Annotated in this window: 8 protein-coding genes; 3 read left to right on the top strand and 5 right to left on the bottom strand. The window is 37.0% G+C overall.

What is annotated here, in order from left to right:
- Positions 1-127 precede the first annotated feature (127 nt).
- A complete protein-coding gene (locus FZ949_RS02310; protein ID WP_148790081.1) occupies positions 128-844 on the top strand; it encodes a transporter substrate-binding domain-containing protein in 717 nt (238 codons plus the stop codon).
- Positions 845-917: 73 nt separating this feature from the next.
- Positions 918-3,656, top strand: a complete 2,739-nt coding sequence (locus FZ949_RS02315; RefSeq protein WP_148790082.1) for a M16 family metallopeptidase — start codon at positions 918-920, stop codon at positions 3,654-3,656.
- 168 nt (positions 3,657-3,824) lie between these two features.
- On the opposite strand, the gene FZ949_RS02320 is transcribed toward FZ949_RS02315, so the two are convergent.
- The 3 genes from FZ949_RS02320 to FZ949_RS02330 are packed head-to-tail and all read right to left on the bottom strand — an operon-like array spanning position 3,825 to position 5,310.
- Entirely contained in the window at positions 3,825-4,712 is an 888-nt protein-coding gene (locus FZ949_RS02320) for a Cj0814-related protein (RefSeq protein ID WP_148790083.1), read from the bottom strand.
- 50 nt (positions 4,713-4,762) lie between these two features.
- Entirely contained in the window at positions 4,763-4,984 is a 222-nt protein-coding gene (locus FZ949_RS02325; RefSeq protein WP_021091847.1) for a hypothetical protein, read from the bottom strand.
- A gap of 32 nt (positions 4,985-5,016) precedes the next feature.
- Complete coding sequence (locus tag FZ949_RS02330) at positions 5,017-5,310, bottom strand: putative quinol monooxygenase (protein WP_107793476.1); 294 nt, start codon at positions 5,308-5,310, stop codon at positions 5,017-5,019.
- A 161-nt stretch (positions 5,311-5,471) separates the two neighbouring features.
- Here FZ949_RS02330 and FZ949_RS02335 point away from each other — a divergent pair, with 161 nt between their 5' ends.
- Complete coding sequence (locus tag FZ949_RS02335; protein WP_148790084.1) at positions 5,472-7,925, top strand: molybdopterin-dependent oxidoreductase; 2,454 nt, start codon at positions 5,472-5,474, stop codon at positions 7,923-7,925.
- A gap of 50 nt (positions 7,926-7,975) precedes the next feature.
- Here FZ949_RS02335 and FZ949_RS02340 read toward each other — a convergent pair whose 3' ends face one another.
- Both FZ949_RS02340 and FZ949_RS02345 read right to left on the bottom strand, forming a co-directional pair.
- Positions 7,976-9,808 carry a dynamin family protein gene (locus tag FZ949_RS02340; RefSeq protein WP_148790085.1) on the bottom strand — a complete coding sequence of 611 codons (1,833 nt, stop codon included), beginning with the start codon at positions 9,806-9,808 and terminating at the stop codon, positions 7,976-7,978.
- Positions 9,801-11,888, bottom strand: coding sequence for a dynamin family protein (locus tag FZ949_RS02345; protein WP_148790086.1), 2,088 nt, complete (start codon positions 11,886-11,888; stop codon positions 9,801-9,803). The genes FZ949_RS02340 and FZ949_RS02345 overlap by 8 nt, the downstream gene beginning before the upstream one ends.
- Positions 11,889-11,956: the final 68 nt, after the last annotated feature.

Genomic DNA, 11,956 nt, shown 5'->3' on the forward strand with positions numbered 1-11,956 from the left:
ATAAAAATTTATATGCTACTTTGATATACGATTATTTATAGCATTTTTCTTTTATTGCGGATTTAAACAATTTTTAATAGAGAAATACTGATAATTAAGCCACTAAATCACCTTAAAGGACACTATTATGAAAAAGATCTTTGCTCTTTTACTCACAGCTTTTGTTGCTCTTTGTGCAAACGAGCTAAAATTTGGCACAGCGGCGAACTATCCGCCATTTGAATATATCGATGAAAATAACAAAATAACAGGCTTTGATATCGAGCTAATTGATGAAATTTCAAAGCGTGCAGGCTTTTCATATAAGATCATAAATATGAGTTTTGACGGCCTTATCCCAGCGCTTAAAGCTGGCAAAATAAATGGTATTATAAGCGCAATGAGTGCGACTTCAGATAGATTAAAGTCGATTGATTTTACAAAGCCATACTATCTAACTGAAAACCTCTACCTAAAGAAAAAAAGCAATGACGCACTAAAGGCTAAAGAAGAGCTAGCTGGCAAAAGAGTTGGCGTGCAACAAGGCACCGTCCAAGAGCTAGCAGCAAATGCTATAAATGGCGTAAAAGTAGTGCCTTCAGAAGATACTGTGCCACTTATCATGGGATTAAAAGTTGGTAAATTTGACGCAGTCATCCTTGATAGCTCTATCGGATATGGCTTTATCAAGAAAAATCCAGAACTTGAGGCATTTTTCAAAGAAGTTGATGGTAGCGAGGGCTTTTCAATAGCATTTGACAAAGGAAAAGAGAGCGCGTTAATAGAGAAAATAAATCAAATTTTAGATGATATGAAAAAAGACGGAAGCTACGAAGCTTTACTTAAAAAATACGATCTAAAATAATCTTCTAGCCTGCAAATTTGCAGGCTTATGCTAAATTCTGCTTTGTCTATCGATTAAAATAAAAAGGAAAATAATGAGAAAAATTTTGTTGCTTTTTTGCCTAGTAATGGGTCTTTTTGCGCTTCAAAACGATAAAGATATGTTAAATGGAGAGCTAAAAAACGGGCTAAAATACTATATCAAAGAGAATAAATTTCCACAAAAAACAGCTATTTTTTATCTTGTTATAAATTCTGGTTCAACTGATGAAAAAGATGGCGAGCAAGGTCTTGCTCACTTTTTGGAGCACATGGCATTTAATGGCAGCCGTGACTTTAGTAAAAATGAGCTCATTAAACAGCTTGAGAGCCTTGGTGTGAAATTTGGAGCCGATCTAAATGCGCAGACGAGCTACGATCAGACGAGCTATGTCTTAACGATTAATGTAAATGAGAAAAATTTACAAGATACATTTAAGGTCTTTTCGAATTGGATAGATGGCGTTAAAATCGATCCTAATGAGCTTGATAAAGAGCGTGGCGTCATAATGGAAGAGGAGCGTCAGAGAAATACGCCAGGATATAGGCTTTATTTGGCTCAAACAAAGGATATTTTTGAGGGCAGTATCTATCTAAAAAGAGTGCCAATAGGCGATATGAACGTCATCAAAAGCGTAGATGCTAAGCACATGCAAGAATTTTACGAGAGGCTTTATCAGCCAAGATTTATGAGCTTTGTTGCTGTTGGCGACTTTGATAAAAATGAGATAAAAAGCTTAATCGAAAAAAGCTTTAGCCAAGCAAAAAATACAAATTCTTACATTCATCTAGAAAAAAATATCAGCTTTAAAAGTGGTTTAAATATTTTTAACTACGACTCAAATGAAACTGGAATGGAGCTAGTTAGGCTTAGCTATTTTGATAAATTTAGTCCGGTTTTAAATGAGGCTGATGCAAAGAGAAATCTAGAAGATGCACTTATCGCAAGCCTAATAAATATGCTTTATGAGCAAAAAAATGCAAATAATTCATCAAATTTAAGTACTGATTTTATAGCTCAAACACTTCAAGCAAAGCAGAAAATTTATAGTTTTGAAACAAATGTACTTGGAGGCGATTTTAACGCAAGCCTTAAAGATATGCTTGGCGTTATAAAAGGCATTAAAGAGTTTGGCTTTAATAAAGATGATTTTGAAGATGTAAAAAAGGCGTTTGTAGCAAATGTAGATGCAAAATTTAAACGCTCAAAGACTAAAAAATCAAGCGCTTACGCGGGACAAATTTTAAACATGATAGAAAATGGTGGCTTTGTTTTAAGCGACGAAGACGACAAAGAGCTTAGTTTAAAGCTATTAAACGAGATTACGTTAGCTGACGTTAATGCTAGATTTAGGCAAATTTTGGCCATTTCTGATGAGCGTGTAAGAATTTTTAGCAAAGATGGTTATAAGCTTAGCAAAGATGAGTTTTTAAAGCTTTCTGCCAAGGCGCCTGCTTATAACACAAACCTATCTGCTAGCAATAACGATAAGAGCCTAGGCAATGAAAATTTAGAGCCAAAAGAGATAAGCTCAAGAAGCTTTGATGAAAAAAATGGAATTTATACCTACAAAATCTCAAATGGCTCGCAAGTTATCTTTAAGCCACTAGCTACTAAAAAAGATAGCGTTTTGTTTGCAGCCGTCAGCAAAGGAGGCACATCAAATTTGGCTAATCCAAAGCTTGGTAGCTTTGCAGTGGCGCTCACAAATGAAAGCGGCGTTGGTAAATTTAATAACTATGAGCTCTCAAAGGCACTAAATGGAAAGATCGTAAGCTATGAAAAGGGCATAGAAGCGCTTACGCAAGGCATTTATGGCTCATCAAGCACAAGCGATCTTAGCTCGCTGCTAGCTGTTATAAATTTAGAATTTAACACTCCAAGAGCCGACTCGCACGTGCTTGAGAGGATAAAACAAAGAGCAAAAGATGAGCTAAGCAAAGAGCAAAATTTGCCTGAATATAAATTTAGCACCGAATTTAGCAAGTTTTTTTATGAAAACAATAAACGTGTCACACCACTTGAGATGGCTGATATCGATGCGTTAAAGCTAAATGAACTAAAAGAGATCATCAAAGATAAATTTACAAACGTAGCCTCATATACTTTTGTAATCATCGGCGACACTGACGAAGAGAGGCTTTTGCCGCTTGTTAAAAAGTATATCGCCACTCTGCCAAAGCTTGGCGAGGCTGAAGAGTTTAAAGACGATGGCGTGCGAAGTATCAAGGGGCAGCATACATTTAAAAGAGAGTATCAGACCTCAAAAAGAAGCGATGTTGGCATAAATATCATAAATTCTGACGCTAAATATAGCTTTGAAGGAGCGATTAGGCTAAGGGCATTAAGTGAAATTTTAAAAACGGCGCTTCGAGAAAAGATCAGAGAAGATAAGGGCCAAACATACGGTTTTAGCCTAAATACCAAGCTCTCGCGCTATCCTTTTGAGCATTCAGATATGCTAATTAGCTTTACATGCGATCCTGCAAACACGGACAAGATCATCGCTGAGATAAAGCAGATAATAGCTAGTATCAAGCGTAGTGGCGCGATCTTGCCAAAGCATTTGGAAGATTTTAAGGCACAGAGTGAAATTTCTATAAAAAAAGATTACGAAAAGCCTGAGTTTTGGCAAAAGCTCATCATCTCAAATAAAATTTTTAACACGCCACTTTATACGGCTGATGAGTACATAAGTGCGGTAAAAGCTATCACAAATGACGACATCAAAGAGGCTGCTAAACTATATCTTGATGATAAAAATATGGTGATAAGTATAAATAATCCAAAGTAGAAATTTTAAGAGTCAAGCTGGCTAGCTCTTAAAATTTAAACGCGAGTAAAAATTTATTAAGATAAGCTAGCTTTTTAAATTAGTTGGCTAAATTGGCTCTTTAAATTCAAATCTAAGTAGAAATTTAAAGAGCTAAGCAGCCCCTAAAATTTCAGCCTAAAGCCAAAGCTATGCGAGAATATCCTTTGGCTTTAGCTTATTTAGCTTTTGCACTAGTTCATCAAAGCTTGCTCCATTTTCGACCTCGCGCCTGATAAATTCCTCAAAAAACTCACGTTTTATATCTTTATCGGTGTAGGTCACGCTCTTTTTGGTAACTTGCATAGGCTTAAATTTCTCTTCTTCTATCTCTTCACCGCCATTTTCTCTAACTGGTGTAAGAGCGATATTTTGCAGCACATCGGCGATGCTCTCGCCCTTTTCATAACTTGTTTTTAGAAATTTTAAAAACTCATCTTTGCTATTTTTATCAGCGTAGCTCACACGGTGCAACATAGGCTGACCTAAGAATTCTATACGTTTTTTATCCGAGCTTTGTTCGTAATGTAAAGCTCCGTCTTTAAAAGAAATTTTCACATTTGCATGCTCGCCAAGTATCCTTTCGGCGGTAAATTCCAGCCATTTATTTTTAAACTCATCGATACTTAGATCAGAGTCTAGTAAATTTGTAGCCTCACGGCTTAGATAAAGAGCACCAAAAGCATTATTGATTATTTTATTGTTTATGCTCATTTTGTGATTTTTGATGAACTCATCTACGCTAAAGCCGTTTTTCTCGCTAGTTAGAATGTAGCTTGCTCGCCAAAGCTTCGTGCTATCAATGAAATTTTTAAGGCTAGAGATTTCATCTTTGCTCGCTCCGCTATCAAGGCCATTTATCTTGCCCCAGATAGAAATTTTATCATTTGATGAGTAGCCAGAGAGCGGTAGATGCTTGATGTCCGCAGTTTTGGTGGGAATTTCTACCTTATTTAAATTTGCGTTTGTGGCTTGGCGCTTACTAAAAGCGTCTTGGTAGTTAAAGCTTTGATTAAATCCATTTAGTGCGTTTATCATGTCAAATCCTTTAACACTATATCGGCAAGCAGATTTAAATTTTAAGTGGATTATTTTTTATTGCGGTATTTTTCAAAAATGGCGATCATTTGGTATGAGTTTTGGGCGATTTTAAATTTATTTGGATTTTTTCCAAGTAGCTCTTCTCTTAAAGAGTCGATAAATTCCCTATCTTTTTTGCAAGCCTCAAAGCTCACTCGCCCTCTAAGTACGGCCATAAATATAATATCAGCAGTCGCATTTATCATCTCAAGCATTTTTTCTTCGCTCATTTTTGTGGATTTTGCCCTTTTTAAAGCAAATACTATTCCTTTACGCTTACAAAATTTACTATTTTTACCTCTTGGCTCTCTTTACAAGCCTCCAGCGCGGCTGCATTTTTCACCATATGAGCACTTTTCATATGCTCTTTTTGGCTTGCAAGATCTTCCCAAATTTCCATAAAACAGTACTCGCTTTTACTGCCCACAACCATGCCGCACTCGTAGCTTATGCAACCTTTATCTTTTCTTGAAGCTGGCACGATCTCTTTTAAAATTTCTTCAAATTTCGCCTCACACCCAGCTTTTAATTTTACATTTACATAAAATCCAATCATCTGCCCATCCTTTAAAAATTTTTGGCTAAAATAGTGCAATTTAGACGCAAGTTTGCGTATTACATTACAAGGCCTTTAAACGATGAAATGATACAAAACCCTAAATTTATAATTTCTAAAACCAATCAAAAACAATAAATTTAACCAAAATCGGAGAGAAAATGAAAAGACGAGACTTTTTAAGATTAAGCGCATTAGGCGCGGCTAGCCTTCAAGCAAAAGAGCTTGGAAGCGCAGAGCAAGCGTTATTTGACAAACAAAGCGGACTAAGCGTAAATAAATTTGGCCCATTTTATGTAAAAACGATCGCAGGTCGCGTGGTTGAGACCGTACCATTTGAGGGCGATGCTTATCCAAACGAGCTAAATAACGCAGTCATTGACTACATCCAAAATGAGAGCAGAGTAAAATATCCATTTGTTAGAAAGAGCTTTTTAGCCAATCCAAACAACCCAAAACCAGAGCTTCGTGGTAAAGAAGAATTTGTGCGTGTGAGCTGGGAAGAGGCTATAAAACTAAGTGCAAAAGTTTTAAAAGAAAATTTTGATAAATACGGCGCTGAAGCGATCTATGGACAGGTTTATCAGTGGGGTAGCCTTGGCAAAGTTGGCCACAGCCAAAAGACCGCAAAAAGGCTACTTAACGTGCTTGGTGGCTACGTAAATGAGCTAGGTGGCTACTCATACGGCGCAGCGACTGTCATCATGCCTCACGTCACTGGCTTTGTCGATCCTGCGCTAGCGCCAACAAAGTGGGAGGCGATCTTAAAAAACGCCAAAACGATCGTATTTTGGGGCACAAACCCAGTAGTTTCAAATAAGATCGCCATTGGCGTACCGCTTCACAACTCATATAAATACTATGACGAGATCAGAAAAAAAGGCGCGAGTGGCGAGATGAAAATTTATAGCGTCGATGTTTATCACAACGATAGCGCAAAATACTTTGACTCAAAATACCTTGAGGTCGTGCCTTGCACCGATACGGCAATGATGATAGGTATGTGTAACTACCTTTATGAAAAAGGGCTTTACAGCAAAGAATTTATAGAAAAATACACAGTTGGCTTTGATATATTTAAAGAGTATATGCTTGGTAAAACTGACGGAGTCAATAAAAACCTAGCTTGGGCAAGCAAAATTTGTGGCGTTAGCGAGCAGGATCTTGCTAAATTTAGCGAAGATCTAGCTAAAAATGACTCAGTGATAATTAGTGGCTACGCCATACAAAGACAAGATCACGGCGAGATGGCATACTGGGCGCTTGTGACGCTAAATGCGATGCTTGGTCATATCGGCAAAGAGGGTTGTGGCTTTGTCACAAATGACGGCATGCACAAAAACGCTGATGAGAGCTTCATAGCGCCTAAACTAGCGGCTTTTGAGACGAAGGTGCCTCAAAAATTTATTGATAGCGGGCTGGTGCCAAAGACAAAGGGCTACGAAATGCCAAACTCAAGGCTCATAGACGCGCTTCTAAGCCCAGGCAAGGAGATAACAAGAAACGGCAAGAGCTATAAACTGCCAAAAATCAGAGTGATGTTTAATGCAAATGGCTCAACTTTCACAAGGCATCCTGACGCAAATAGAGCGATAAAAGCTATGCGAAACGTTAATGCTATCATCACTTGCGAGCCGTTTTGGACAAGTACAGCTAAATTTAGCGACATCGTCTTGCCAGCTGCGCTTGAATACGAGCGAACAGACATCGAGATGGCAAACTCTACAAGCGAGTATCTATTTGCGATGAAGCCACTTGTTAAGCCATTTGGCGAGAGCAAGAGTGACTTCGAGATCGCAAGGCTGATTGCCAAAGAGTGGGGCAGGGAAGAGGCATTTAGCGAGGGCAAAAGCGAGCTAGAGTGGGTCAAGACAATATATGAAGATGCCGTTAAAAAGGCTGCTGAGCTTGGGTATGAGAGTATGCCAAGTTTTGAGGAATTTTGGGAGAAGGGATATTTTAGATTTGATAAGATCGATGAGAAAAAACGCTACTTTACAAACTACAAGAAATTCCGCGACGATCCAGTGGCAAATCCGCTAAAAACACCATCTGGCAAGATAGAAATTTACTCTGAAACGGTCGCTGGCTTTGGCTATGATGACTGCCCACCGCATGCAGCTTGGCTTGAGCCATTTGAGTGGCTTGGCGCAAAAAATAAAAAATATCCTATCGCAATTAGCGGCGCGCACTCTAAATTTAGGCTTCACTCACAGCTAAATAACTCCGTGCTTCGCAACTTTAACGAGATCGCAGAGCGTGAGCCAGTGCTTATAAATCCAAAGACAGCCGAGACTAGAGGGATAAAGATGGGCGACGTGGTGCGCGTGTTTAATGATAGGGGCGAAATTTTGTGCGGTGCCTTTGTAACCGAGGATGTGCCACAAAATGTCGTAATAGTAAGCGAAGGTGCTTGGTACGACCCTGAAAAACCGGGCGAAAAGAGCCTTTGCTTGCACGGAAATTTAAATGTGCTCACAAAAGACGTGCCATCAAGCAAGATGAGCCAGAGCAACACCGCTCACACAAGCCTTGTGAATGTCGAGAAATTTAAAGGCGTGCCAAAGCGCGTGACAGCATTTAATGCACCAAAGATTGGCATAATGCACGCATAAAATAGAAGCTATCCTTAAATGGATAGCTTCTAAGCTTTAAAAATTTTTATTTATCTTAGTAATAATGAATTTTCACAAAGCTCTTCGATCTTTGAGATTTGCTCTTTAACTCTTGCTTTTAAGTCATCAAGCATTGCTATTTTTAAAGTATAAATTTCATTAAAATCGTTCTTTATATCAAGCAAGATTTTATTTAAAAACGAGCTATTTGAGCACATTAAAGCTTCAAACTCATAAAGACTAAATGCATCAAGCATGCGCTCATAGACATCTTTTGCGCTTGGAATATAAAGTGGTGTATTCATCTGTAGGTGCGACTCTAGCGTTTTTTCTATCTTTTGTTTTATAAAATAAACCGCGAGTTTGAGTGCGTTTTCATAGTTTGAGGCTAGCTTTATATCAAGCTTTTCAAAAAACAAAGAGACCTTTTGTATAGCCTTAAATTTAGCCGTTTCATACTCTCTTAAAAAATTTTCATATGTCCGTCCGGCATAGGTATTTATGGATTTTGTTTCGTAAGCTAAGACTTGATCATCAAAACTAGCGTAATTTTCATAGCGAGATTTGTATATTAAAAATTTATCCTCTAAATTTTTATAAAGCTCATTAAACGCTGAGGTTATTGCATTTTCTAGCTCTTTTAAATCTTTTTTGTAGCGTTTAAAAAATTTATTAAAAACTACATCTTCGTAGATAAGTTTTGAAAAGACTTCGTCGCTATCAAGACTTATTACCTCAAAATTTTCACGTTTGTAAATTTCTTTATTTAAAAGCGTCTTTGAAGCGTTAAATTTTGTCTTTGAAAATGGTTTAAGTAGCTTAAATACCTCATCGGCGGCAAGTTTTATGACTTCACTCATTTGACTATATCTTAAAGCGATCTTTGGTTTAAACTCCTCTTTTATCGCCTCTAGCCTCTCATCTAATGAACCACTAAATTCATCTAAAATCAATTGCGCATTGTCATAAATTTCTAGATGTTTTTCCTGCTCGTTAGTTAGGAGTTTTACGATCTTTTTTGCCCTTACTTTTATGAAATTTTCTTTAAAGCTCTTGTCTAAAAAGCACTCTTTAATAGCCTTTAGAGCTTCGTTAAAATTTGAAGCTTCAAGTAGGCTTTTGTCATTATTTGTGATGCCAAGGAGTGCTTGCTTTGATGAGATAGCGATGATATCCTCAAAAAGCTCGCCATAAGTTTGCCTAGCGTGCTTTAGCAAACTTTCAAGCTCCTCCTCGCTTAGTTTGTCTTTTTGGTTGATTAGGCAGATCGCTTTTAGATCATTGGCTTTTAAAATTTCTTTGATACTTTCAAGCTCACTTGCCTTTGCGGCGTTGTTTGCAAGGCTTAGCCATATCGCACCACTAACCTTTTTTAGCGTATTTTTTGTCTCTTTTGTGTCAGCATCTCTTAGCGAGTTTAGGCCAGGAGTGTCGATGAAATTTATCTCTTTTAAAATCTCACTTGGCGCATAAAGCGTCATACCAGAAATCTGCTCGCCTAACTTATTTAACTCGGCTAGATCGCTACTTGCTAGTAGGCTTTCGCTGCCGTTTATAAATTTCACGCTTAGAAGTGGCATCTTTGCAAATTTTAGTCTCACAGCCTTTGCGGTGACTGGAGTTAGTCCTGATGGCAAGATATCTTGGCCAAGAAGTGCGTTTAAAAATGTTGATTTTCCACTTGAAAATTGACCGATAACAGCTATTAGTGGTGGCTCATTTAGAGTGTCTATTAGTAAATTTAAGCTCTCTTTTATCTGCTCGCTTATATGTAAGCTAGGATTGTTTAGGTCATTTACGAACCTAGCTAGCTCGCCCTTAAAATCATTTGTAAAAACCTTAAAGTATCTCGCTTTGTAGGCATTTATAAACTCATTAAACATTTTTAATATCCTCTAAAAGTGAGTAAATTTCATCTTGTAAGGAGGTCTTTTGTTTAAGCTTTGAAATTGAGCTTTGATTTTGTAAATTTAGCTCATTAAGTTTTTTATTGAGAACTAAAAGCCTTTTATTTAAAGCCTCTTTTTGGCTCATCTCATAAGCCTTTACTCGCTCTTTTAGCAGCTTTTTTTCATGTTCTGCTAGCGTCTCACAAAACTGCGATATGCTTTTATTGTTAAGTAAATTCTGTCTTAAACTTGAAAGTGCCTCATCTGGCTCATTTTTGTTTAAAATTTTAGCCTCAAGCTCATCTAAAAGCTCACTAAAATCAAGCTCCACGCCCATTTGCTTTAAAAAGTCATTTATACTAAAAATTTTATTTTCACTCACCTTAAAGCCATCAAAGCTTAAAGCGATATTTTGCTCGCATGACTTTGTCTGCACCAAAGTTTCATTTCTGGCCTCTCTCATAAGTGCCGCAACTCCGTCACAAAGTGTAGTTTTTGCTATTTGTGTAAGACGTTTTAGATTTAAATTTTCTCTTTTACTTTTGCAGTAAGCGATCTCACTATTAAGCTTTTCATTTAGATTTTGCAGTAGCGCTTCAAGCCCCATTTTATAGATATTTTTTGCATTTTTATCATCGAGTTTTTTTAGCTCGCTTTCTAAAAGCCTTTCAAGTTTTGTGAAATTTTCATTAAGAGAATTTTTGATATTTGCTTGCTCGTTTTGCAAAGCTTCTAGCTCTAAACCAAATGCTTTAAGCTCTAAAATTTCAGCCTTTGTGGCTTCGAGTTTTGTTTTTAAAATATTTTGCAATTCTTTTTGATATGAGCTTAAAATTAGAGCTGATTTTTTAGAGTCTTTGCCAAAAAGTACATCGTAAAGATACTCTTTAAACTCCGGCACGCCACTATTTAAAGCGCCATCAAGATAAGCTTTCGCGCTAAGGGCAAAATAATCTATCTTGATATCATTTATCTGCTCGCCGATCGCCTTTTTTACGTAGTTAAGCGTTTCATTAATACCCTTTGCGTCTAACTCGTCAGCATGAGTTAGCACAATAGCAACTCTTACGATGTGCGAGTTTTCAAGGCATTTTTTCAAAAATAGTGCGTCTTTTTGCGTTGCACTTTGCGAAGCATTCATGAGATGAGCCAAAAGGTCGCACTCTTTCATAAAATTTGTAGTTATTTGCTCTCTTAAAACGATCGCATCATCTATGCCCGGAGTGTCTATAATGCAGACATTATCTCTTAAAAGCTCCAAGTCATCATAAAGCTCAACGCTTTTTACGAGATTTGCTGTTTTTGAGCTTGAAGACGTATAGTTTTTGATCTCATCTAGGCTGATCTCTACGCTACTAGCTGGTAAATTTTCGCTTGAAAGTCCAAGCTTTTCTAGCTCGTCTGGGCTATAAAAATTTACCTTTGCATGGCTATTTGATGCGTACTTTAAGATGGTTAAATTTATGGTCTCAGGCACATTTGAAGTGCCAAGGATGGATTTATTTAAAAGCGCATTTAAAAGGGTTGATTTGCCAGAGTTTATGATGCCGCTTACTGCGATGTTAAAAAGCGTTTCATTTGATCTTTTCTTGGCATTTTTCAAAGCTAGTAAAAATTCTTTATCTTCATCAAGCATGCTTGCTTTTTCATTTATCTCATTTAGAAAATCCAAACTCTTGTGAAAGTGATCTTTTGGCTTTACATTAGAAATTTCAGCTTTATTTTGATTTGAGTTTTTGCTTATAAAATTTATTAAAAAATCAAATTTTTCATGGCTAATTATCTTTTCATCACATAGCTTTTGTAAGCGGGTTACGAGTTCATCACTTGAAATTTTTGCATCATTTAGTGCTTTTAGCGTAGCTAGCTGGGCACTTTGTATGCTAAAGATATCAAGTCCAACGCCTAGCTTTTTTAAGATATTTCTAAACTCGGCAAGAGCCATAAACTCATCTAAATTTTTCTCATCACAAGATAAAAGAAGCGCCAGTAGATCTGGGTAAAAAGGCACGCTCGCATCGGTATTGGCGTAAATTTTATTTAAATGCCAAGCGTGATTTAAAAACTCGTCCATTAAAGATTCTTTTTTTTGAAATTTTTTAGATTTTATTACGTTTTTACTTACGAAGCTATCAAGATTTA

The sequence above is a fragment of the Campylobacter concisus genome (assembly GCF_902460545.1).
Lineage (GTDB): Bacteria > Campylobacterota > Campylobacteria > Campylobacterales > Campylobacteraceae > Campylobacter_A > Campylobacter_A concisus_AE.

Bases quoted from the DNA above. Each gene is read 5' to 3' on its own strand.
- FZ949_RS02340 (WP_148790085.1), bottom strand. From the start codon at position 9,808: ATGTTTAATGAGTTTATAAATGCCTACAAAGCGAGATACTTTAAGGTT.
- FZ949_RS02335 (WP_148790084.1), top strand. From the start codon at position 5,472: ATGAAAAGACGAGACTTTTTAAGATTAAGCGCATTAGGCGCGGCTAGC.
- FZ949_RS02325 (WP_021091847.1), bottom strand. From the start codon at position 4,984: ATGAGCGAAGAAAAAATGCTTGAGATGATAAATGCGACTGCTGATATT.
- FZ949_RS02330 (WP_107793476.1), bottom strand. From the start codon at position 5,310: ATGATTGGATTTTATGTAAATGTAAAATTAAAAGCTGGGTGTGAGGCG.
- FZ949_RS02320 (WP_148790083.1), bottom strand. From the start codon at position 4,712: ATGATAAACGCACTAAATGGATTTAATCAAAGCTTTAACTACCAAGAC.
- FZ949_RS02310 (WP_148790081.1), top strand. From the start codon at position 128: ATGAAAAAGATCTTTGCTCTTTTACTCACAGCTTTTGTTGCTCTTTGT.
- FZ949_RS02345 (WP_148790086.1), bottom strand. From the start codon at position 11,888: ATGGACGAGTTTTTAAATCACGCTTGGCATTTAAATAAAATTTACGCC.
- FZ949_RS02315 (WP_148790082.1), top strand. From the start codon at position 918: ATGAGAAAAATTTTGTTGCTTTTTTGCCTAGTAATGGGTCTTTTTGCG.